The following is a 22,724-nucleotide window of genomic DNA, read 5'->3' on the forward strand; positions in this document are numbered from 1 at the left end:
CGGCGCCGCCGTGCCGACGGCGGCTGGACCGGAACGCCCGGGTACCCCGGGTGCACGGGGTACCCGGCCGCCGTGTCCTGCACCGGCGGCTGCACCGGCGGCTGCACCGGCGGCTGGAACGGGGGCTGCGCGGGCGGTTGGGCGGGCGGGGCTGCCGCGGCGTCCGCCCCCGCGGGGCGCACCTGGTCGGTCCACGCCGTGCCGTCCCACCAGCGCTCGGTGGCGGGACCGTCATTCTTCTGTCCGGGGTCCGGGTACCACCCGGGAGGAGTCGCCTGCGTCATGTGCCCACCGTATGAGGCGTCGGTGAAAGCCGGATGAGAGGCCCGTCCCACCCGCCGCGCGGGCCGGTCCGGCGCCGCGCGCCGCGCGGGGTTGACGGGCGTCCGACCGCACCGCCGCTGATGGCGGGCCCGGCGCGTCGTCCGCGCTTTACCGCATGTCACCCGTCACGGCAACTGGTCGGTGGAGCACCCACCACTTGCGCGATCGGAGGGCTAGGCTCAGGCTCTGTACGTCATTCGGGCGACTCGGGGAGGTAGCGGGATGACGGAGGTACGGCGGGTGGGCGCCGTCCCGGCCTCCCTCTGGGAGCGCGACGAGGAAATCGCCACCATCACGCGTGCGGTGGACACCCTGTGCGCGGACCGCTCGTCCCCCGGCACCCTGCTGGAGGCCCGCGGCGAGGCCGGGGTCGGCAAGACGGCGCTGCTCGCCGAGACCCGCCGCATCGCCGAGGCCCGGGGCTGCACCGTCTGGTCGGCACGCGGCGGCGAGACCCTCAGGTCCGTCCCCTTCAACGTGGTGCGCCAACTGCTCCAGCCCGCCCTGGTGTCCATGCTCCCCGAGGAGGCCCGCGAGTACCTCGGCGACTGGTACGACATCGCGGGCCCCGCCCTCGGCATAGCGGACCCCGGCGAGCGGCAGGCCGACCCGCAGGGCGTGTGCGACGGCCTGGTCGCCGCCGTACGCCGGCTCTCCCGCCGGGAGTGGCCGCTGGTGCTGCTGATCGACGACGCGCACTGGGCCGACCAGGAGACCCTGCGCTGGCTCGCCGCGCTCACCGAACGGCTCGACGAGACCTCCGTCCTGGTCGTCCTCGCCCGCCGCCCCGGCGACGTCAGCGGAGACAGCGCCCGCCATCTGGAGGCGGCCACCGCCGTCGGCCGGCCCCTCGCCCCGCTGAACGCCCTCACCCCCGAAGCGACGGCCGGGCTCACCCGCGCCACGCTGGGCGCCCACGCCGAGGCCGCCTTCTGCCGCGAGGTGTGGGCCGTCACCGGCGGCAACCCCTACGAGACCGTGGAACTCCTCGCCAAGGTCCAGGACAGCGAACTGCAGCCCGTCGAGGCGGAGGCCGCCGAACTGCGTGCCCTGAACCGCTCCGCCCGCGGCGGCGGTCTCGTCGCCCGCCTGGAGCAGCTCGGCGTCGACTCCACCCGGTTCGCCTGGGCCGCGGCCATCCTCGGCGGCGGCATCACCGTCGACATGGTGGCCCGGCTCGCCACTCTGGACCCCGCCGACGCCGCCCGCTGCGCCGAACTGCTCAGGGGTGCCCGGATCCTGTCCGTACCCGACGCCACCGCCGGGCAACCGGGAGCGGGGGAGCTGGAGTTCGTCCACCCGCTGATCGCCACCGCCGTCTACAACTCCATCCCCGACGCGCTGCGCACGGCGATGCACGGCATAGCGGCCCAGCTGGTCGCCGACTCCGGGCTCGGCGCGGCCGCCGCCTCCCGGCATCTGCTCAAGGTGCACCCCGACGACGACCAGGAAGTCGTGGCCCAGCTGCGCGAGGCCGCCCGCGAACACCTCGCCGTCGGAGCCCCCGACGCGGCCCGGCGCTGCCTCGAACGGGCCTTGCAGGAACCGCCGTTGCCGGAATCCCACGCCCGCGTGCTGTTCGAGCTGGGCTGTGCCACGCTCCTCACCGCGCCCGCCACCACCATCGGCCACCTGCGCACCGCGCTCGCCATGCCCGGCCTTGTGGGCGAGCAGCGCGTGGACGCCGTCTTCCGGCTCTCCCAGGCGCTGCTCCACAACGACCAGCTGGAGGAGGCCGTCCGCACCGTCGAGGCGGAGGCCGCCCGCAACCCCGACCCCTCGGCGCGGCTGCGTCTCCAGGCCGCCCAGTACATGTGGGAGGGCATCCACGCGGGCGAGACCTCGTCGCCCCACCGCTCCGCACGCCTGGCCGAACTCGCCGCCACCTGCACCGGCCGCGACAACGCCGAGCGCGCCCTGCTCATCCTGCGCGGCTTCGACGCCATGACCCACGGCGAGAGCGCCGAAGAGGTCGTCGAGCTGTGCGACCGCGCCCTCGTCAACGGCCGCCTCGCCCCCGGACTCGGCTGGACCGACACCGAGTGGGGCCTGGAACTGCCGATGATGCTGGCCAGCTCCTACGCCTACGCCGACCGGCTCGACCGCGCCGAGGCCCTGTTCACCGAGGCCCTGCGCGCCTACGAGAGCGCCGGCTGGAGCGGCGGTCACCTCTCCCTCGCACACGCCTACGTCGGTCTCGGCCACCGCAGGAGGGGCCGCCTGAAGGAGGCCGAGCAGTCGCTGCGCGAGTCACTGCGCATCGCGGAGCGCGTCGGCCGGGGACTGCCGCTGTACTGGTCGGCGATCTGCAACCTGATCGACACCCTGCTCGCCCGCGGCCATGTCGAGGAGGCCCGGACCGTCGCCGACCAGTACGGCTTCGCACCGCCCTACCCGTCGACGATCGTTCTGCCCGACCCCCGCCCGGTGCGCGGGCGGCTGCTGCTCGCCACCGGCCGCACCAAGGAGGGCGTCAACGAACTGGAGGCCGCCGAGAAGGCGGCCGCCGCCCGTGGCCGGCACAACCCGGTGGTGGTCCCCTGGGCGACCGAACTGGCCCGGGCGCTGGCCACCGAGGATCCCGGCCGCGCCGCCCAGCTGGCCACCGACGCCCGCCGCCAGGCCGAGCGCTTCGGCACGGACACGGCGATAGGAGAGGCCCTGCGCTGCGCCGCCGCGCTGGAGACCGGCCAGCGCGCGGTCCGGCTGGCCGCCCAGGCCGTCGCCTACCTGGAAGCCTCACCCTGCCAGTACGAACACGCCGCCGCCCGCGTGGAGTACGGCATCGCCTCCCGCTCGGCGGCCGAGCTGAACCGGGGCCTGGCGCTGGCCGAGTCCTGCGGCGCCGACGGCCTCGCGGCCCGCGCCCGTCGGGCCCTGGCGGCGGGACACACCGGCTGAGGCCCCGCCAGGGCGCGCCGAGGGGTTCACTCCGCGGCGCCGTCCGCCTCCTCGGCCAGCACCCGCTGGGCCGTCGCGAACGCCGAGTTGGCGGCCGGCACCCCGCAGTACACCGCCGTCTGGAGCAGCACCGCGCCGATCTCGTCCGGAGTCAGCCCGTTGCGCCGCGCCGCCCGCACATGCATGGCCAGCTCCTCGTAGTGGCCGTGCGCGACCAGCGCCGTCAGCGTGACCATGCTGCGCTCGCGGCGCGAGAGCGTCTCGTCGGTCCAGATCTCGCCCCACGCGTAGCGCGAGATGAAGTCCTGGAAGCGGGCGGTGAACGGCGTCTGCCGTCCCTGCGCCCGGTCCACGTGCGCGTCGCCCAGCACCTCGCGCCGTACCGCCATGCCCCGCCGGGCCCCGCCGTCGAAGTGCGCCCGCAGCGCCGTCAGCACCGCCTCGGGCCGTTCGGCCGGCGCCAGGTGCGAGGCGCCCGGGATCTCCGTCAGCGTCGCGCCCGGCACCGCGTCGGCCAGCTCCCGCAGGTGTGCGGGCGGCGTGGCCGGGTCCTCGCGCCCCGCGACCAGCAGTGTCGGCGCGGCAATCTCCCCGACCCGGTCCCGCAGATCGAAGGCGGCCAGCGCGTCGCAGCAGGCCGCGTACGCGCCCGGGTCGGCCTCCCGGTGGTCCCGGACCAGGCGTGGCACGGTGAACCCCGGGGTGAACCACCGCGCGTCCGCGCTCTCCGCGAGCCGCCCCAGCCCCTCGTCACGCACCTGCGCCGCCCGCTCCTCCCACGGCCGCGCGCCGTTGAAGTGCGCCGACGAACAGACCACCGCGAGGGACGACACCCGCTCCGGACGGTGCACGGCCAGATGCAGGCCCACCGCGCCGCCCAGGGACACCCCGGCGTAGGCGAACCGCTCCACGCCGAGCGAGTCGGCGAGCGCGAGCACCAGATCGGCCAGGTCCGCGACGGTGGCGCCGGGCCCGATCAGGTCGGCCGGTGAGCCTCCGTGCCCCGGCAGGTCCCAGCGGATCACCCGGTGCCCGATGGACAGTTCGGGCGCCACCGCGTCCCACAGCGCGTACGAGGTGCCCAGCGAGGGCCCGAGCAGCAGCGGGGGAGCGGATTCGGGGCCTTCGGACAGATGGTTGAGAATGGTCGTCAACGTCGCTCCAGAGCGCGGTCGGTGAGGGCGGCGGCGGCACCGGTGCAGCGGGCGGGGTCGGTCGCGGCCGCCAGGTCGAGTTCCCGCAACTCCGGTACTTCGGCCAGCAGTTCGCCCAGGCTCCGGTCCTCGACGTAGGCGCGCGCCGCCAGTTCGGTGAGCAGTTCCCTGGCGCGGGCCCGCCCCAGCACCGGCGCCAGTTCGGCCGAGAGCCGCTCCGAGACGATCAGGCCGTGGGTGAGGCCGAGGTGTGCCCGCATCGCGTCCGGGCGCACCCGCAGCCCCTCGGCCAGCTCCGCGGCGTCACGGGCCGCGCCGCCGGTCAGGCGCAGCAGGTCCCGCAGCGGCTCCCACTCCGCGTGCCAGGCCCCGGCCGGCCGTTCGTCCTCGGCGGCCAGCGAGCCGTACAGTGTGGCCGCGAGCTGCGGCGCGCGCCGGGCGGCCGCCGCGATCAGCGTGGACCGCACCGGATTGGCCTTGTGCGGCATCGCCGACGAACCGCCCCCGCTGCCCTCGGCGACCTCACCGATCTCGGTGCGGGACAGCGTCAGCACGTCCACGGCGACCTTCCCGAGCGCACCGGCGGTGAAGGCGAGGGCGCCGGCCAGGTCGGCGACCGGAGTGCGCAGGGTGTGCCAGGGCAACAGCGGTTCCCGCAGGCCCAGTTCACGCGCGTACGCCGCCGCAAGCCCGATCGCGTCCGTCGCGCCGTACGCCTCGAAGGCGGCCAGGGTGCCCGCCGCGCCGCCGAGTTGGGCGGGCAGCGCGTCCCGTACCGCCGTGATCCGGTCCCGTGCGTCCAGCACCAGCGAGCGCCATCCGGCCGCCTTCAGTCCGAAGGCCGTCGGCACGGCGTGCTGGGTGAGGGTCCGCCCCGGCATCGGCGTGTCCCGGTGCTCGGCGGCCAGCCGGGCCAGCGCCCGTTCCGTACGGGCGAGGTCGGGCAGCAGCAGGTCCAGGGTGCGGACGGCGACCAGCATCGTCGCCGTGTCCAGGATGTCCTGGCTGGTCGCGCCCCGGTGCACATACGGCCCGTACGGCTCGCCGACCGTCCGCGTCAGGTCGGCCACCAGCGGGATGACCGGGTTTCCGCCGCCCCGGGCCCGCTCGGCGAGGGAGCGCGCGTCGAAGACGGCCGGGTCGGCGGCGGCCGCGCCCACCGCCTCCGCCGCCTCGGCCGGGGCGAGCCCCAGCGCGGCCTGGGCACGGGTCAGCGCCGCCTCCGCGTCGAGCAGGGCCCGCAGATACGCCCGGTCACCCGTCGCGGACGCGGCCGGCGAGCCCGCCCACCCGGGGGCGAGCAGGCCCGTGTCGGCAAAGGCGTCGGTGTCGGCGGGGTCGGCAGGTGATGTCACTGGAACTCCAGGAAGACCGTCTCGCCCTCGCCCTGAAGGCGGATGTCGAAACGGTACGTGCCCCGGCCCTCGTCCGCCGCGATCAGCGTGTCGCGGCGCTCGGCGGGCACCCGGGACAGCAGCGGGTCGGCGGCGAGCACCGCCGCGTCGCCCGGCAGGTAGATCCGGGTGAACAGGTGCACCAGCAGCCCGCGCGCGAACACGCACACGCTCAGGTACGGCGCGCTCCGCCCGCGTGCCCCGGGCCGCAGCGTCCGCGCGTACCAGTGGCCGTTCGCGTCGGTCTGGACGCGCCCGAAGCCGGTGAACTCCACGCCGTTGCGGCCCAGGAAGCCGCCGGAGGCCGGGTCGCGCCGCATCGAGCCGTCGGCGGTCGGCACCCGGCCCTCGGTGTCCGGACCCCACAGCTCCAGCAGGGCGTCGGGCAGCGGGTCGCCCGCGCCGTCGTACACGTACCCGTGCACGGTGACCGTGTCCGGGTGCCCGGCGGGCGCGATGTCCTCGCCGCCGCGGAAGGGCAGGGCGTACCCGTAGAAGGGGCCGACCGTGTGCGACGGCGTGGGCGGCACCTGCTCCGGCCCGCTCGTGTCGATCTTCGTCATGGCGGGTCAGCGTCCTTCTTCGATCCAGGTGGCGTTCGGGCCGTCGAGCACGATGTCCCAGTGGTAGCCGAGCGAGAACTCCGGCACGGACAGGCTGTGGTCGTACGTCGCGATCAGCCGCTGCCGCGCCGCGTCGTCCGTCACCGACTGCAGGATCGGGTCGTACGGGAACAGCGGGTCGTTCGGGAAGTACATCTGCGTGACCAGGCGCTGCGTGAAGGCCGAGCCGAACACGGAGAAGTGGATGTGCGCCGGCCGCCAGGCGTTGACGTGGTTGCGCCAGGGGTAGGGGCCGGGCTGCACGGTGGTGAAGCGGTAGTAGCCGTCGCCGTCGGAGAGGGTGCGGCCCACGCCGGTGAAGTTCGGGTCCAGCGGCGCGTCGTGCTGCTCGCGCCGGTGCGCGTAGCGCCCGGCCGAGTTGGCCTGCCAGATCTCCACGAGCTGTCCGCGCACGGGCCTGCCGTGCCGGTCGAGGAGGCGTCCGGAGACGGTGATGCGCTCGCCGACCGGCTCGCCGGGGTGCTGCCGGGTCAGGTCGTGGTCGATCCCGGTGATGTCCCGCTCCCCGAAGGCGGGGGAGGACAGCTCCACCAGCTCCGGGTCCTTGCTGACGTCGATGGCGATCGGCGGCTGCTTCGGGTGGCGCAGCACCGAGGAGCGGTACGGGGCGTAGTCGCGGCGCGGGTGGTGCTCGACGGGCGCGCCGTCGGCGACCCGCTTCTCGTAGGCGGCGTGCTCGGCCGCGATCTCCGCGTCGATGTCGTGCTGGGTCAGAGTCATAGGGGATCCCGTGGGTGGCTAGCGGTCGAGGACCAGGGCCAGGCCCTGGCCGACGCCGATGCAGAGGGTGGCGACGCCGGTGCCGCCGCCGTTGCGGGCGAGCTGGTGGGCGACGGTGCCGGCGAGGCGGGCGCCCGAGGCGCCGAGCGGGTGGCCGAGGGCGATGGCACCGCCCTGCGGGTTGAGGACCGCGGGGTCGAACTCGGGCCACTCGGCGACACAGCCCAGCACCTGGGCGGCGAAGGCCTCGTTGAGTTCGAGCACGTCCAGGTCGCCGAAGGTCCGCCCGGCCTTGGCGAGCGCCCGGTTCACCGCCTCGACGGGGGCGAGGCCGAAGTACCGCGGGTCGGTCGCCGAGACCCCGGTGGCCGAGACCCGGGCGAGCGGCTCCCGGCCGGTGGCCCGCAGCCCCTCCTCGTCGACCAGGAGCAGCGCCGCGGCACCGTCGTTGAGCGGGGAGGCGTTCCCTGCGGTCACCGTGCCGTCGGTCGTGCGGAAGGACGGCCTGAGCTTGGCCATCGCCTCCAGGGAGGCATCGGCGCGTACGCCCTCGTCGGCGGCGAAGTCCACCGGGCCGCCCTTGCGGCGCGGTACGGGCACCGGCGCCAGCTCGGCGTCGAACAGGCCGTCGGCCTGGGCCCGGGCCGCCTTCCGGTGCGAGGCGAGGGCGAACTCGTCCTGCTGCTCGCGGGTGATCCCGTGCTTGTCCGCGATCAGCTCCGCCGACTCGCCGAGCGGGATCGTCCACTGCGGGTCCATGGCCGGGTTGACCATCCGCCAGCCCAGGGTGGTCGAGTACATCTCGGTGTGCCCGGCGGGGAAGGGCCGGTCCGACTTGGGCAGCACGTACGGCGCCCGGGTCATCGACTCCACGCCGCCCGCGAGCACGACCGACGCGTCGCCGACCGCGATGGCACGGGCGGCCTGGATCACCGCTTCGAGGCCGGACGCGCACAGCCGGTTCACCGTGACGCCGGGGACGGTGGTGGGCAGGCCGGCCAGAAGGGCGGCCATGCGGGCGACGTTGCGGTTCTCCTCGCCCGCTCCGTTGGCGTTGCCGAAGCAGACGTCGTCGATCCGGGACGGGTCCAGGTCGGGCGTACGGCCGAGCAGTTCACGGATCGCGTGCGCGGCCAGGTCGTCCGGGCGTACGCCCGCCAGGCCCCCGTTGTACTTGCCGAACGGGGTGCGCACCGCGTCGACGATGTAGACGTCCTTCACTTCGCCCCCTCCGCCACGACGAGCTTGGCGCCGGTCCTGGCGACGACCTCGTCGACGCGCACACCCGGGGCGGTCTCCACCAGGACCAGGCCGTCGTCGGTGACGTCGAGGACGCCGAGGTCGGTGATGACGCGGTCGACGCAGGCCTTGCCGGTGAGCGGCAGGCCACACTCCTCCAGGATCTTGGGGGAGCCGTCCTTGGCGGTGTGGGTCATGACCACGATGACGGTGCGGGCGCCGTGGACGAGGTCCATCGCGCCGCCGATCCCGGTGATCATCTTGCCGGGTACGGCCCAGTTCGCGAGGTCGCCGCAGGCCGAGACCTGCATCGCGCCGAGCACCGCCACGTCGATGTGCCCGCCCCGGATCATGCCGAAGGACAGCGCCGAGTCGAAGAAGGCGGCGCCCGGCCGGACCGTGACCGTCTCCTTGCCCGCGTTGATCAGGTCGGGGTCCACCTCGGCCTCGGTGGGGTACCGGCCGGTGCCGAGGATGCCGTTCTCCGACTCCAGGGTGACCTCGACGCCCTCGGGGAGGTGGTTCGGGATCAGGGTGGGCAGGCCGATGCCGAGGTTGACGTACTGGCCGTCCCGCAGCTCCAGCGCCGCCCGCGCGGCCAGCTGTTCACGCGTCCACGCCATCAGGAACGCACCGTCCCTCGTGCCGGAGGCGCGGACATCGTCCGTCGCTCTATCTTCTTGTCGGCGGCCTGCTCGGGGGTGAGGGCCACGACCCGCTGGACGAAGATCCCGGGCAGGTGCACCGCGTCCGGGTCGATCTCGCCCGGCTCGACCAGCTCCTCCACCTCGGCGACCGTCACCCGCCCGGCCATCGCGGCCAGCGGGTTGAAGTTCCGGGACGACTTGGCGAAGACCAGGTTCCCGTGCCGGTCGCCCTTCGCCGCCCGGACCAGCGCGAAGTCGGTGCGGATGCCGCGCTCCAGCACGTACTGGGTGCCGTCGAACTCGCGGACCTCCTTCGGCGGCGAGGCCAGCGCGACCCCGCCCGACCCGTCGTACCGCCACGGCAGTCCGCCGTCGGCGACCTGGGTGCCGACCCCGGCGGGCGTGTAGAAGGCGGGGATGCCCGCGCCGCCGGCCCGCAGCCGCTCGGCCAGGGTGCCCTGCGGGATCATCTCCACCTCCAGCTCACCACCGAGGTACTGGCGCGCGAACTCCTTGTTCGCGCCGATGTAGGACCCGGTCACGCGGGCGATGCGCCCGGCGGCCAGCAGGACGGCCAGCCCGGAGTCCATCGCCCCGCAGTTGTTGGAGACCACCGACAGCCCGCCGGTCCCGCGCTCGTGGAGCGCCTGGATCAGTACGTCCGGCACCCCGCTCAGCCCGAAACCGCCCACCGCGAGCGACGCGCCGTCGGGCACGTCGGCCACCGCCGCACCGGCCGTGGCCACCACCTTGTCCATCCGAGAAGCCCCATCTCCGCCGCGCGCCCCGGGTGCAGATAGTCAGGGCACTGAGTATTCAAGCGAGGTTGCCCACACGCTGCCACCGGGCGGCCGGGGCGTCAAGACCCACAAAAGGCGAGGTAGATCGTCTGGGGCGTTCTCGGATGTTCGCACTCCGCGCCATGTATCGTCAGTGCACCGATGAAAGTGACCACGGGAGTGCGCGCATGGCAGCGGTCGATCTGACCACCCACCCCGGCCACCTGGCCCGGCGGCTGCAGCAGGCGCACTACCTGCTGTGGAACACGATGGTCTCGGAGGAGACCACCTCGCCGCAGTACGCCGTCCTCAACGCCCTGGTCGCCGAGCCGGGCCTGGACCAGCGCACCGTGGGGGAGCGGGTGGGCCTGGACCGGTCCACCATCGCGGAGGTGGTCAGCCGGCTCGGCCGCCGCGGGCTGCTCGACAAGGTCCGTGACCCGCACGACGGCCGCCGGTCCCTGCTCCGGCTCACCGACGAGGGGCTGCGCGTGCACCGCAGGCTGGGCGTGCGCATCGCCCGTATGAACCAGGTGTTCCTGGCCCCGCTCGCCGCCGACGAGCAGGCGGTGTTCTTCGATCTCATCCGCCGGGTCGCGGACGCCGCGGAAGGGCTCCGCAACCCGGCGGAGCCGACGGCGGCACCGGGCTGACCCGGCGCCGCACCGGCCGGGCGCGGGCGGCTCAGGAATCGCCCGCGAAGACCACCCACACCTGGCCCTCGGCGAAGTTCAGCGGCTTGCCGTCCCGGGTGGTGAAGGTGGTGCCGTCCGCGGCCGCCCCCCGCTTCCAGGCCGCGTCGTACGCGCGCCCGTCGCGCAGCACCTCCGCCCGTCCGGAGCCCACCGACTCGACGTAGGGCGAGTTGCTGCCGCGGAAGTCGCGGAACTCCGACTCGCGCACCTTCACGTGCTGCACGACGACCGTGGCCGGGGCCAGCCGCCCGCCGTCCGCCGTGCGGGCCGGGTCGCCGTCCAGGGAGACCAGCCACCGGTCCCGGCTCCCGGACCAGGTGAACGTGAAGCCGGCGGCGGGGTAGCGCACCGTGTGCGAGGACTCCGCCCGGCCGCCCGCGGGAGCCTTGCCGTAGGTGAACCCGGCGGTGAGGGCCGCCTTTCCCGAGGGCTCCGGGAGCAGCTTGCCGGGTCGCAGGTAGAGGTTGTGCGGCGCCTGCCGGTCCGCGGCGCGGACGTAGGCGTCGGAGTCCTCGCCCGGCGGCTCCGCGCGCAGGGGCGCCTTGTCGATGAGCGGCAGCAGCTTGCTCTGCGCGCCGGAGAACGCCAGCACCGGCCGGTCGAACTGGCCGAGCAGCTCCAGGTCGGACTCGCGGGCGCTGCGCACCGGGCCGACCGAGGCGGGCAGTTCGGTGGCGTAGATCGCCATCAGCCGGCTCAGTCCGGCCTCCACCGGCTCGGCGTAGACGACGTCCGCGGCCTCCAGGCCCGTCTGCGGGCGGGCCGCGCGCACATTGTCGACCTTCACGGCGAGCACGGGGCCCGAGGCGGGGGCCGCGCTGTGCGAGCGCTCCGGTTCCGGCGCCCGCCCGTCCTGCCGCGCACCGGGCCCCGCCGTGCAGCCCGCCGCGGCCAGCGAGACCGCCACCGCCGCCGTCAGCAGAGCGGCATACCGCCCCCTGCGCGTCCCTCGTCGCATCCTGACCATCCGTCCACCCATCCCGTGTCATCGATTGTGCGCTTCTTCAAGCATTTAGTGCCATACCTGACCGAATCCGATACGGCACACGGAACGGGGCAGATAATCCGCTGTTCGGCCGAAAAGACCACCGGGTTCGGCGACGGGACCCCCGGGGTACCCGGCCGCCACGCAGAACGACGCGCACGGCGACGGAGGGAGCGCGGGGCGATGAAGGCAGTGACATGGCAGGGCAAGCGGGACGTGCGGGTCGAGGAGGTGCCCGACCCGAGGATCGAGGAACCGACCGACGCGGTCATCCGCGTCACCTCGTCCGGACTGTGCGGCTCCGACCTGCACCTCTACGAAGTGCTCACGCCGTTCATGACGCCGGGCGACATCCTCGGCCACGAGCCGATGGGCATCGTGGAGGAGGTCGGTCCCGAGGTGACCGGCCTGAAGCCCGGCGACCGGGTCGTGGTCCCGTTCCAGATCGCGTGCGGACACTGCTACATGTGCGACACCGGGCTGCCGACCCAGTGCGAGACCACCCAGGTCACCGGCGAGGGCATGGGCGCCCCGCTCTTCGGCTACACCCGTCTGTACGGCGCGGTCCCCGGCGGCCAGGCCGAGTACCTGCGCGTGCCGCAGGCCCAGTACGGCCCGATCAAGGTGCCCGAGGGCCCCGCCGACGACCGCTTCGTCTACCTCTCCGACGTCCTGCCCACCGCCTGGCAGGCGGTCGCCTACGCCGGCGTCCCGCAGGGCGGCAGCCTCGCCGTGCTGGGCCTCGGTCCGATCGGCGACATGGCCTGCCGGATCGCCCGGCTCAAGGGAGTCGACAAGGTGTTCGGCGTGGACCTGGTGCCCGAGCGGCTGGAGCGGGCCCGCGCGCGGGGCGTGGAGACGTACGACCTGCGGTCCTTCGACAACGAGAAGGAACTCGTCGCCGCGATCCAGGACCGGACGGACGGCCGCGGCCCCGACGCCGTGATCGACGCGGTCGGCACCGAGGCGCACGGCGGTGCCGTGGCCAAGCTGGTGCAGCAGACCGCCGCGGTGATGCCCCGGGCCATCGGCGGGCCCCTGGCGGAGCGGTTCAGCGTCGACCGGCTCGCCGCCCTCTACACCGCGATCGACCTGGTGCGCCGCGGCGGCACCATCTCGCTGTCCGGCGTGTACGGCGGCATGGCCGACCCGATGCCGATGCTCACCCTGTTCGACAAGCAGATCCAGCTGCGGATGGGCCAGGCCAACGTACGCCGCTGGAGCGACGAGATCGTCCCGTACCTGACCGACCAGGACCCCCTCGGCGTCGACGACTTCGCCACCCACCGGGTGCCGCTGGCGGACGCGCCGCACGCGTACGAGATGTTCCAGAAGAAGCAGGACGGCGCGGTGAAGGTCCTGATGAAGCCGTAGGCGGCGCGGGGCGGGCGCGTCAGGGCCCGCCCAGGATCTCCGCCAGGTCGTACCGGACCGGCTCCTCCAGCTGCGCGTAGGTGCAGCTCTCGGGGGTCCGGTCCGGGCGCCAGCGGCGGAAGCGGGCGGTGTGCCGGAAGCGCGCCCCGTTCTCCATGTGGTCGTAGGCCACCTCGACGACCCGCTCGGGACGCAGCGGCACCCAGGACAGGTCCTTCTTGCCGGACCACCTGCTGGGGGCGCCGGGCAGCCGCGCCGACTCGTGGGCGGCCTCCTCGGCCCACCTGGCCCACGGGTGGCCGCCGGCGTCGTCCATGCGCAGCGGCTCCAGCTCCGCCACCAGCTCGGCCCGGCGCTTCATGGTGAAGGCCGCGCTCACCCCCACGTGCTGGAGGACGCCCCGGTCGTCGTACAGCCCGAGCAGCAGCGAGCCGACCACCGGCCCGCTCTTGTGGAAGCGGTACCCGGCCACGACCACGTCCGCCGTCCGCTCATGCTTGATCTTGAACATGGCCCGCTCGTCCTGCCGGTACCGCAGATCGAGCGGCTTGGCGACCACCCCGTCCAGACCGGCCCCCTCGTACTGCTCGAACCACTGCCGGGCCACCTCGATGTCGTCCGTCGCCGGTGCCACGTGCACCGGCGGCGTCACCCCGGACAGCGCCCGCACCAGCAGCGCCCGCCGGTCGGCCAGCCCCACGTCGAGCAGGGACGCGTCGTCCAGCGCCAGCAGGTCGAAGACCACCAGCGAGGCGGGCGTGCGCTCCGCCAGCGTCCGCACCCGCGAGTCCGCGGGATGGATCCGCTCGGTCAGCGCGTCGAAGTCCAGGTGCCCGTCCCGCGCGATCACGATCTCCCCGTCCACCACGCACCGCTCGGGCAACCGCTCCCGCACCGCCACCACCAGCTCCGGGAAGTACCTGGTCAACGGCTTGCCCGTCCGGCTGCCCAGCTCCACCTCGTCGCCGTCGCGAAACACGATCGCGCGAAAGCCGTCCCACTTCGCCTCGTAGTGCATCCCCGGCGGGATCTTCGCCACGGACTTGGCGAGCATCGGCTTCACGGGCGGCATGACGGGGAGCTCCATGGTCCGATTCTGCGCGCCGCCGACGGCATCCCGCCTGTCGAGCGCGGCAGCCGGAAATCGCCGTCGGCAGGCGAGCGGGAGTCGCGTGCGGCTTGATCGGAAGCGACTTCCCCGCCTCGCTCACTCGATCGGGTCGGGCCTGTCGAATCGCCTGACAGCTAGACACCTTGGCTTCAAAATTCCTACACGCAGCCAACACGCAGGGAGAACCCGTGGCCAGTCCCTACCTCAATGCTCCGCTCACACCGGCCCGCCCCCGCATGTATGCGTCGGGCCTCGCCAAGGTGGTCTGGACGTTGGTCCCGATCGTCACCCTGGGACTCGCCGCTGCCGTCCCGTTCGTCGTGGCCGCGGTCAAGGGCGTCGTGAAGCCCTGGCTGGCGGCCGTGTATGCCGTCGGGGAGGTCGCCGTCTTCTCCGCCGCCATCGCGATCAGCCCCGACGCCGACGACACCAACCCCGTCCCGGGATTCCTCATGGTCCTGCTGATCATCACCGCCGCTACCCACACTGCGCTCCTGGACAACGACCGCATCACGCTCGGCAAGTAGACGGCCGGCCTCCCGCGCAAGCCGTGATCTGCCTGCTCTCCCCCCCCGTGACGTCCGATATGCGAAGCGAAGACGCTGCGCCTACCGTGGCTCGCATGGCGGAAGCGGTGGAGCTGGCGGCGGGTGGGCGGAGCGTGCGGCTGTCCAGCCCGGGGAAGGTCTTCTTTCCGGAGCACGGGTACACCAAGCTGGACGTGGCGCGCTACTACCAGGCCGTCGCCCCCGGCGTCCTGCGGGCGCTGCGCGACCGGCCCACCACCCTGCAGCGCTACCCGGACGGCATCACCGGTGAGTGGTTCTACCAGAAACGCGCGCCCAAGGGCATGCCCGACTGGATCCCGACCGCGCACATCACCTTCCCCAGCGGACGCAGCGCCGACGAGATGTGCCCCACCGAGGAGGCGGCCGTGCTGTGGGCCGCCCAGTACGGCACCCTCACCTTCCACCCCTGGCCGGTCCGCCGCGACGACGTCGACCACCCCGACGAACTGCGCATCGACCTCGATCCGCAGCCCGGCACCGACTACGACGACGCCGCCCGCGCCGCCCACGAACTGCGCGCGGTGCTGGAGGAGTTCGGCGGCCTGCGCGGCTGGCCCAAGACCTCCGGCGGGCGCGGCATCCACGTCTTCGTGCCGATCGAGCCGCGCTGGACCTTCACCCAGGTGCGGCGCGCCGCCATCGCCGTCGGCCGGGAGATGGAACGGAGGATGCCCGAGCGGGTCACCATCAAGTGGTGGAAGGAGGAGCGCGGCGAGCGCATCTTCATCGACTACAACCAGACCGCCCGCGACCGCACCATCGCTTCCGCCTACTCCGTGCGGCCCCGTCCCGGCGCGCCGGTCTCCGCCCCGTTGACCTGGGACGAGGTGGGCGTCGCGCACCCGCAGGACTTCGACATCACGACCATGCCCGCGCGCTTCGCCGAACTCGGCGACGTGCACGCGGGCATGGACGAGACGAGACACTCCCTCGACGCCCTGCTGGAGCTGGCGACGAAGGACGAGCACGATCACGGGCTGGGTGACCTGCCCTACCCGCCCGAGTATCCGAAGATGCCGGGCGAGCCGAGCCGGGTCCAGCCCAGCCGGGCCAGGAAGAAGGCTCCCGGCCCGGACTGAGCCACAACGCACCGGTTGCTGAAGGCCCTTACAGGTCCTTGACCCGGACGTCGCGGTACGAGACCACGTCCGACGTGCTGTGCACCTGCAGTCCGATGTAGCCGGAGGCGAACCGCCGCCCGTCGGTGCCCGGGTCGTCCGAGCGCTCGGGGTAGAAGGTCTGGCCGCCGAAGTTGTCGAACTCGTTGATCAGCACACCGTTGCGGTAGACCGAGTAGTGCTGGTCCACCACCCGGATCTCGTAGTCGTTCCAGGTGCCCTTCTCCGTCACGCCCGCGCCGGCCAGGCCGACCCGGTCGAAGCCGTAGAGGGAGCCCGTCTTGTACATGTCGCCGGTCGGGCTGTCGAACACCTGCACCTCGTGCCCGTACTTGATGGCGACCCACTCCGGACGCGACTCCTCGGGGTGGTCGTGCACCTGCGGGAAGCGCACGAAGACGCCGCCGTTGGTGTTCGCCGTACCCGCCGCGTCGTCACGCCACTGGAGCTTCAGCGAGAAGTCGCCGTACTTGCGCTCGGGGAACCACAGCATGCCCATGCCGGGCGTGCTGGTGCTGGACGTGATCGACCCGTCCGGGTTCAACCCGAACGAACCGCCGCCCACCTGCTCCCACTTGGCGAGCGACTCCTGGCTGCCGTCCATGATCGTGCGGTAGCCCTCGGTCTGGCCGGGCAGCCCGATCTTCGACTGCTTGGCGGCCTTGTTGATCGCCCGGTACTCCCGCTTGTCGACGACGCCCTCGTCCAGGAGGCCGTCCATGACCTCACGGACGTGCTTGAGGAACAGCGCCTGGGACGTCCACTCCTTCTCGTCCTCGATCATCTCGTTGATCCGGCACCGGTTGTCGGTCACCCGGTTCGGCACACCCGAGTCGACCGTGCCGACGATCACCGTGCGGCGCTCGTCGTACTCCGGGCAGGGCGGCGCCGGCACCCCGCCGGCCACCACCGAGAAGCTCACGGTCAGCGACGCGGAGGTGTTGCCCGCCTTGTCGCTCGCCCGGTACGCCACGGTGTGCCGGCCCACGCGGTCGACGACCACCGGGTCGGTGTACGCCAGGTAGGGCCCGGCGTCCAGCGAGTACTCCACACCGGCGACGCCGGAACCGCCCTCGTCCGTGGCGTTCACGGTCACCTTCGCGCTGCCGACGTAGGCGCCGTCGGAGTTCTTGGTGCCGTCCACGGTCGCGCCGGTGACCGGCGGGGTGGTGTCCTGCGGGGGAGCGGCGGCCACGGTGAAGGCGACGCTCTTCTCCGCGGCGACGTTGCCCGCCTTGTCGGTGGCCCGGTAGCGCACGGTGTGCTCGCCCACCTCGTGCACCATGACCGGCGCCGTGTACGCCGTCCAGGCGCCGTCGCCGACCGCGTACTCGATGGTGTTGACGCCGGAACCGGTGTCGGAGGCGGTGACGGTCACCGTCGCCATGTCGATGTAGGCGCCGTCCGTGTTCTTCTCCCCGCTCACCGTCGCCGAGGTCTCCGGCGCGGTCGTGTCGTCGGTGTCCGGCGCGGCCACCGCGAAGGTGACGCTCTTCTCCTCGGCGGCGTTGCCCGCCTTGTCGAACGCCCGGTAGCGCACCACGTGTTCACCGACCTGGTCGACGACGACCGGCGTGGTGTACGGCTGCCAGGCGCCGTCGGCACCGATCGCGTACTCGATCCGCTCCACGCCCGAGCCGCCCTCGTCGGTGGCGGCGATGCTCACGGTCGCGGAACCGACGTACGCGCCGTCGGCGTTCTGCGTGCCGCCCACGTCCGCCGAGGTCGCGGGCGCCGTGGTGTCCTCGCCGCCGCCGCCCTCGGTGACCACGAGCACGCCCGTCATCTGGCCGTGGCCCGGGATCGTGCAGTGGTACATGTACTTGCCGGGCGTGAGGGTGACCTCGGCGGTGTGCTTGCCGCCCTCGGCGTCGTTCGGATTGGCCAGGATGTTCAGCTGGACGTCCTGGTTGTAGGCGGGATCGCTGGTCATGAACGTCAGCGTGTGCGGCATGCCGGTGGTGTTGCCGGTGGCCTCACTGTTCTCGAAGACGATCGTGGCCGGTCCGGCCACCGCCGTCTCCGGCACCGACGTGTACTTGGTGATGTCGTCGCCCGCGGTCCAGGTCAGCACCTGGTCGGCGGCCGCCGCGGTGGGCGCCGCCGCCGGCTGCCCGGAGGCGGACGTCGCCTGCAGTCCGAGCACCATCAGCAGGCCGGCCAGCAGTGCGGCCCACATTCTTCGTTGGCGTATCACTCGGTCCCCCTCGCCAGCTGTCCGGCGGCCGGCGTCGGGCCGCCGCCCTTGTAGGTGACCCGCCACAGGGCAGACTTGGAGTCCGAGGTGAAGAAGCCGCGGCCGTAGTCCAGGACGTACAGCGCGCCGTCCGGGCCGAACTTCCAGCCCATCAGGTTCTTGATGCCGTCGTTGCCGACCGGCACGATCTTCTTCAGAGACTCCGAGTGCACCGGCAGACCGCCGTCGCCCTGCGTCTTCGGGTCCATCAGCACCGCGTTGCGCGGCTGATCGGCGTCGTAGAAGTCACCGACGAACCACTTGCCGTCCCAGTACGCGGGCCACTTGGTGTCACTGGTGCTGTCCGCGTCGTAGCGGTAGACCGGGCCGTTCATCGCGGCCTGGCCGCCGCCCTTGAGCCAGGGCAGCCGGTAGACGGCCTCGTCCTGCTTGTACGAGGGGACGCCGTTCTCGTCGCGCGGGAAGTCGGGGCCGCCGCCCTGCGGCGAGTACCAGATGTTGTTGCCGGTCACCGGCGGCAGGTTGACCAGGCCGTCGTTGTTCGGCGACTCGTTCTTCGGGTGGTCGCAGTCGTACCAGCCCAGCGGCTTCGACGGGTCCGGCAGGTTCCGGTCCCGGTACGGCTGCTTGTTGCCCATGCAGTACGGCCAGCCGCGGTTGCTCGCCTTGGTGATGGTGGCGAACGTGTCGTACTTGGCCGGACCCCACGTCGGCGACGGGGCGCCGGCGTCCGGGCCGACCCAGCCCGCGTAGAGGGTGTCGGTCTTCTTGTCGACGGAGATGCGCGCCGGGTTGCGCACCCCCATCACGTAGATCTCGCCGCGCGTCTTGCCACCGCCCTCGGCGGTCTCCTTGCCGGTGAAGAGGTTGCCCTCCGGGAGCGTGTAGGTCCCGTCCGGCTCCGGGTGGATGCGCAGGATCTTGCCGTTGAGGTTGTTGGTGTTGCCGGCCGTGCGGCGCGCGTCGGCGAAGGACACGCCCTTGAAGTTGGGCTGCGGGTTGTTGCCGGAGTAACCGTCGCTGAAGCCACTGGAGTTGTTGTCACCGGTGGCGATGTACAGGTTCCCCTTGGAGTCCCAGGCCATCCCGCCGCCCGCGTGGCAGCAGCTGTGGATCTGCACCGGCCACTTGAGCAGCACCTTCTCGCTGCCCAGGTCCAGCTTGTCGGTCGCCCGGTCGAGGGTGAAGCGGGAGACCCGACGCTCGGCCATGTGGGTGTCCCGGTTGATTCGGGAGTGCGGGGTGTAGTGCAGGTACACCCACCCGTTCTCCTCGAACCGCGGGTCCAGCTCGATGCCGAGCAGGCCCTCCTCGACCTTGGTCAGCTCGTCGCCGCCGCCCTTGTTGCCGAAGACGGTCAGCGCACCGGCGAGGGTGACCTTGTCGGTCTTCGGGTCCCAGACGTGGATCTCGCCCGTGCCCTTGCCGACGTTCGGGTCGTTCCAGTCGGTCACCACGGGGTGGGAGGAGTCCGTGCCGCCGCGACCGATGTAGAAGACGCGGCCGTCGGGGGCGGTGACCAGGCCGTGCGGTTCGCCGATCTGGTCGTTCTGGCCGGGCTGGTTGGGCTCGGTGAGCCGCTCGGCCTTGTAGTTGGCGTTGATGGTCGCCTTGCAGTCGGCCTGCGACAGCCGGGTCGTCCAGAGCAGGGCGCCGCGCAGGTGGGTGCGGAAGTCGGTCTCGTCGTACGACGACACCGTGCCGCCCATGCCGGTGTAGAACGACCGGCCGCCGTCGTAGTCCCGGCACCAGCTGACCGGGTGGTCCGCCCCGTTGGCACTCGTCCCGGGCGCGTAGGTCGACTCGCGCACCCGGGCCACGGTGTGGACGTCACCGGACGGGTTCTTCTGCCAGTTCAGCCACTCGTCGGGGCGCTTCCACTCCAGCGGCAGGTCCTTGGTGGCCGGATGCCGACGGTCGCCGACCTCGACCGTGGCCCGCTGGACCTTGGCCGGACTGCCGGCGGCCGGGCGGGCGCCGACCAGACCGGTGAACCAGTCCGAGTACGGCTCCGCGCGGGCCGCGTCGTGGACGCCGACGAACCCTCCGCCGGCCTCCATGTACGCCTCCAGGCCCGCCTCCTGAGCGGGCGTCAGGACGTCACCGCCGCCGGTCAGGAACACGACCGCGTTGAAGCGGCCGAGCTTCTTCTCGTTGGTGAAGACGTTGGCGTTGTCCGTGGCCTCGACCGCGAACCGCTCCTCGGCCGGGCCGGAGAGACCGATCCGCTCGATGGCCGCGATACCGGCGTTCACCACCGGTGACTCGTCCCCGGCCGCGGCGGAGCCGTAGAAGATCAGCACCCGTACATTGGCGCCGCCGGGCGGCGACTTGATCGACATCGTTGTCAGGGATGGGTCCGGCGCCGGACGTGCGCTGGCGGCAGGGCCAGCCAGCAGTCCCGCGGCGACGAAAGCGGCGGTGGCGCACGCCGCCCAGCCTTTCCTTCTCGCGCTCAACCCTCTTAAGGGCATGGGCACCTCCTCGGTCACGGCAGCAGCGCCAAGGAAGCTAGACCTCTTTGCGCGGTACGCCAATAGGTATGACCGGGATCGAACGAACTTTGTCCTGAGTGTGGATAAACACGGCGGCAACCGGTACGGTCCCACAGGCTCATCACAGCCAATCAGGTCCTGGGTCTGCGCACATTCCGTATCGGCGTGGGGAGTTCGGCATGGACAGGCGAGGCTTCAACCGACGGGTACTGCTGGGCGGCGCGGCCGCCGCGACATCGTTGTCCGTCGCCCCCGAGGTCGCGAGCGCGGCACCCGCGGCCAGGGAGATCACCGCGGGGACGGCACCGGCCGGGGGCGAGGTGAGACACCTCAGGATGTACGCCGAGAAGCTGCCCGACGGGCAGATGGGCTACGGCTTCGAGAAGGGCAAGGCCTCCGTCCCGGGCCCGCTGATCGAGCTGAACGAGGGCGACACGGTGCACATCGAGTTCACCAACACCATGGACGTGCGGGCCAGTCTGCACGTGCACGGCCTGGACTACGAGATCTCCAGCGACGGCACCGCGATGAACAAGAGCGACGTCGAGCCGGGCGGCACCCGCACCTACACCTGGCGCACCCACAAGCCCGGACGCCGCGACGACGGCACCTGGCGGCCGGGCAGCGCGGGCTACTGGCACTACCACGACCACGTCGTCGGCACCGAACACGGCACCGGGGGCATCCGCAACGGCCTGTACGGCCCCGTGATCGTGCGCCGCAAGGGCGACGTGCTGCCGGACGCCACGCACACGATCGTCTTCAACGACATGACCATCAACAACCGCAAGCCGCACACCGGGCCCGACTTCGAGGCCACCGTGGGCGACCGCGTCGAGATCGTCATGATCACGCACGGCGAGTACTACCACACGTTCCACATGCACGGTCACCGCTGGGCGGACAACCGCACCGGCCTGCTCACCGGTCCCGACGACCCGAGCCGGGTCATCGACAACAAGATCACCGGCCCGGCGGACTCCTTCGGCTTCCAGATCATCGCGGGGGAAGGGGTGGGCGCGGGGGCGTGGATGTACCACTGCCACGTGCAGAGCCACTCCGACATGGGGATGGTGGGCCTGTTCCTGGTGAAGAAGCCGGACGGCACGATCCCCGGGTACGAGCCGCACGAGCACGGCGGGTCGGCCGCGAAGAGCGGGGCGAGTGGGGAGAGCGGGGCGCCGGCCGCCGAGGCGCCGGCGCAGGAACACGAGCACGAGCACTGAGCCGGCTCCGGGTGGCAGACCCGGCACCCGCACCAGCACGTTCCCGCCCCGAGTGCGCTCCTTCCCGCGCCGCGGCCTGCCGCTATCCTGTGCCGCAGCCGCCGAGGAGGAGTCGCCCGTGTCCGAGACCGCGCCGCGCCCCACGCTCGAGGCCGTGGCCGAGCGCGCCGGGGTCTCGCGGGCCACGGTGTCCCGCGTGGTCAACGGTGCCCACGGGGTGCGGGACGCGCTCGCCGAGCGGGTCCGGCGCGCGGTGGAGGAACTCGGTTACGTGCCCAACCAGGCCGCCCGCTCCCTGGTGACCAGGCGGCATCAGGCCGTCGCCGTCGTCGCCGCGGAACCGGAGACACGGGTCTTCGCCGACCCCTACTTCGCCCAGCAACTGCGCGGCATCAGCAAGGAACTGACGGCCCACGACAACCAGCTCGTGCTGCTGCTCACCGAGGGCCGCGAGGACCACGCCCGCGTCGGGCGCTACCTGGCCGGCGGACACGTCGACGGCGCCCTCGTCTTCTCCCTGCACCTGCACGACCCGCTGCCCGGCCTGGTCCGCAGCGCCGGGGTGCCGACCGTCTTCGGCGGGCGCCCCGACTGGGACGACGGGCGCGACGACGTGACCTACGTGGACAGCGACAACCGCGGTGGCGCCCGTTCGGCCGTCCACCACCTGGCCGGGCTCGGCCGCACCCGCATCGCGCACATCACCGGCCCGCTCGACCAGACCTCCGCGGCCGACCGGCTCGAGGGCTTCCGCGACGTACGGGCCGACGCCGACCCGCGGCTGATCGCGCGGGGGGATTTCACCTCGGGCGGCGGGGAGCGGGCGATGCGCGAACTGCTCGACCGGTGCCCCGGCCTGGACGCCGTGTTCGCGGCCAACGACCTCACCGCGGCGGGCGCCCTGCGGGTGCTGCGCGAGCGGGGGCGGCGGGTGCCGGACGACGTGGCCGTGGTGGGCTTCGACGACATGCTGCCCGTCGCCGAGGAGACCGACCCGCCGCTGACCACCGTGCGCCAGGACATCGAGGGGATGGGCCGGCTGATGGCCCGTCTGCTGCTGCGCGGCCTGGACCGCACGACGCCCGACGACGCGGAAGCACCGCCCCCCGCCCCACCCGGCGTGATCCTGCCGACGACCCTGGTCCACCGCGCCACGGCGTGAGCGGTCGCGCC

The 22,724-nt window shown here is 72.8% G+C and carries 19 protein-coding genes; 7 read left to right on the plus strand and 12 right to left on the minus strand.

The genetic code is table 11. The features are described 5' to 3' along the window. On the minus strand, positions 1-284 hold a 284-nt coding region (locus tag BZZ08_RS31260; RefSeq protein ID WP_133169237.1), incomplete at its 3' end, for a DUF2510 domain-containing protein. 262 nt (positions 285-546) lie between these two features. On the opposite strand from BZZ08_RS31260, the gene BZZ08_RS31265 reads away from it, so the two are divergent. Continuing rightward, positions 547-3,225, plus strand: a complete 2,679-nt coding sequence (locus BZZ08_RS31265) for an ATP-binding protein (RefSeq protein ID WP_104635576.1) — start codon at positions 547-549, stop codon at positions 3,223-3,225. A 26-nt stretch (positions 3,226-3,251) separates the two neighbouring features. Here BZZ08_RS31265 and pcaDC read toward each other — a convergent pair whose 3' ends face one another. The 7 genes from pcaDC to BZZ08_RS31300 are packed head-to-tail and all read right to left on the minus strand — an operon-like array spanning position 3,252 to position 9,760. Next, positions 3,252-4,379 carry a bifunctional 3-oxoadipate enol-lactonase/4-carboxymuconolactone decarboxylase PcaDC gene (gene pcaDC / locus BZZ08_RS31270; protein ID WP_104635577.1) on the minus strand — a complete coding sequence of 376 codons (1,128 nt, stop codon included), beginning with the start codon at positions 4,377-4,379 and terminating at the stop codon, positions 3,252-3,254. Next, positions 4,376-5,734: a 3-carboxy-cis,cis-muconate cycloisomerase gene (gene pcaB / locus BZZ08_RS31275; protein ID WP_104635578.1), complete on the minus strand. Its 1,359-nt coding sequence runs from the start codon at positions 5,732-5,734 to the stop codon at positions 4,376-4,378. The genes pcaDC and pcaB overlap by 4 nt, the downstream gene beginning before the upstream one ends. Continuing rightward, complete coding sequence (pcaG, locus tag BZZ08_RS31280; RefSeq protein WP_104635579.1) at positions 5,731-6,336, minus strand: protocatechuate 3,4-dioxygenase subunit alpha; 606 nt, start codon at positions 6,334-6,336, stop codon at positions 5,731-5,733. Before pcaG ends, pcaB begins: the two co-directional genes overlap by 4 nt. Before the next feature lie 6 nt (positions 6,337-6,342). Then, complete coding sequence (gene pcaH, locus BZZ08_RS31285) at positions 6,343-7,116, minus strand: protocatechuate 3,4-dioxygenase subunit beta (protein ID WP_104635580.1); 774 nt, start codon at positions 7,114-7,116, stop codon at positions 6,343-6,345. 18 nt (positions 7,117-7,134) lie between these two features. After that, on the minus strand, positions 7,135-8,337 hold the full coding sequence (locus BZZ08_RS31290; protein WP_104635581.1) for a thiolase family protein: 1,203 nt from the start codon (positions 8,335-8,337) through the stop codon (positions 7,135-7,137). Beyond that, the gene (locus tag BZZ08_RS31295) at positions 8,334-8,978 is read right to left on the minus strand and encodes a CoA transferase subunit B (RefSeq protein ID WP_104635582.1); all 645 of its coding nucleotides are present in this window, start codon (positions 8,976-8,978) and stop codon (positions 8,334-8,336) included. The genes BZZ08_RS31290 and BZZ08_RS31295 overlap by 4 nt, the downstream gene beginning before the upstream one ends. Further along, a complete protein-coding gene (locus BZZ08_RS31300) occupies positions 8,978-9,760 on the minus strand; it encodes a CoA transferase subunit A (protein WP_104635583.1) in 783 nt (260 codons plus the stop codon). Before BZZ08_RS31300 ends, BZZ08_RS31295 begins: the two co-directional genes overlap by 1 nt. A 209-nt stretch (positions 9,761-9,969) precedes the next feature. Between BZZ08_RS31300 and BZZ08_RS31305 the strand changes: the two genes are divergently transcribed. Next, positions 9,970-10,434, plus strand: coding sequence for a MarR family winged helix-turn-helix transcriptional regulator (locus BZZ08_RS31305; RefSeq protein ID WP_104635584.1), 465 nt, complete (start codon positions 9,970-9,972; stop codon positions 10,432-10,434). 31 nt (positions 10,435-10,465) lie between these two features. On the opposite strand, the gene BZZ08_RS31310 is transcribed toward BZZ08_RS31305, so the two are convergent. Next, the gene (locus BZZ08_RS31310) at positions 10,466-11,434 is read right to left on the minus strand and encodes a DUF3048 domain-containing protein (protein WP_104635585.1); all 969 of its coding nucleotides are present in this window, start codon (positions 11,432-11,434) and stop codon (positions 10,466-10,468) included. A gap of 210 nt (positions 11,435-11,644) precedes the next feature. Between BZZ08_RS31310 and BZZ08_RS31315 the strand changes: the two genes are divergently transcribed. After that, positions 11,645-12,835, plus strand: a complete 1,191-nt coding sequence (locus BZZ08_RS31315) for a zinc-dependent alcohol dehydrogenase (protein ID WP_104635586.1) — start codon at positions 11,645-11,647, stop codon at positions 12,833-12,835. Positions 12,836-12,854: 19 nt separating this feature from the next. Here BZZ08_RS31315 and BZZ08_RS31320 read toward each other — a convergent pair whose 3' ends face one another. Next, the gene (locus tag BZZ08_RS31320) at positions 12,855-13,922 is read right to left on the minus strand and encodes an ATP-dependent DNA ligase (RefSeq protein WP_104635587.1); all 1,068 of its coding nucleotides are present in this window, start codon (positions 13,920-13,922) and stop codon (positions 12,855-12,857) included. Between the two features lie 212 nt (positions 13,923-14,134). On the opposite strand from BZZ08_RS31320, the gene BZZ08_RS31325 reads away from it, so the two are divergent. Continuing rightward, positions 14,135-14,473, plus strand: coding sequence for a hypothetical protein (locus BZZ08_RS31325; RefSeq protein WP_104635588.1), 339 nt, complete (start codon positions 14,135-14,137; stop codon positions 14,471-14,473). Between the two features lie 95 nt (positions 14,474-14,568). Continuing rightward, complete coding sequence (gene ligD, locus BZZ08_RS31330; RefSeq protein ID WP_104635589.1) at positions 14,569-15,594, plus strand: non-homologous end-joining DNA ligase; 1,026 nt, start codon at positions 14,569-14,571, stop codon at positions 15,592-15,594. Between the two features lie 28 nt (positions 15,595-15,622). Here ligD and BZZ08_RS31335 read toward each other — a convergent pair whose 3' ends face one another. After that, entirely contained in the window at positions 15,623-17,812 is a 2,190-nt protein-coding gene (locus BZZ08_RS31335) for an OmpL47-type beta-barrel domain-containing protein (RefSeq protein WP_104635590.1), read from the minus strand. A gap of 14 nt (positions 17,813-17,826) precedes the next feature. After that, on the minus strand, positions 17,827-20,304 hold the full coding sequence (locus BZZ08_RS31340; protein WP_198601801.1) for a ThuA domain-containing protein: 2,478 nt from the start codon (positions 20,302-20,304) through the stop codon (positions 17,827-17,829). Between the two features lie 200 nt (positions 20,305-20,504). Here BZZ08_RS31340 and BZZ08_RS31345 point away from each other — a divergent pair, with 200 nt between their 5' ends. Both BZZ08_RS31345 and BZZ08_RS31350 read left to right on the plus strand, forming a co-directional pair. After that, a complete protein-coding gene (locus BZZ08_RS31345) occupies positions 20,505-21,551 on the plus strand; it encodes a multicopper oxidase domain-containing protein (protein ID WP_104635592.1) in 1,047 nt (348 codons plus the stop codon). A 118-nt stretch (positions 21,552-21,669) separates the two neighbouring features. Next, positions 21,670-22,713, plus strand: a complete 1,044-nt coding sequence (locus BZZ08_RS31350) for a LacI family DNA-binding transcriptional regulator (protein ID WP_104635593.1) — start codon at positions 21,670-21,672, stop codon at positions 22,711-22,713. Positions 22,714-22,724: the final 11 nt, after the last annotated feature.

Source organism: Streptomyces sp. MH60 (genome assembly GCF_002939385.1).
Lineage (GTDB): Bacteria > Actinomycetota > Actinomycetes > Streptomycetales > Streptomycetaceae > Streptomyces.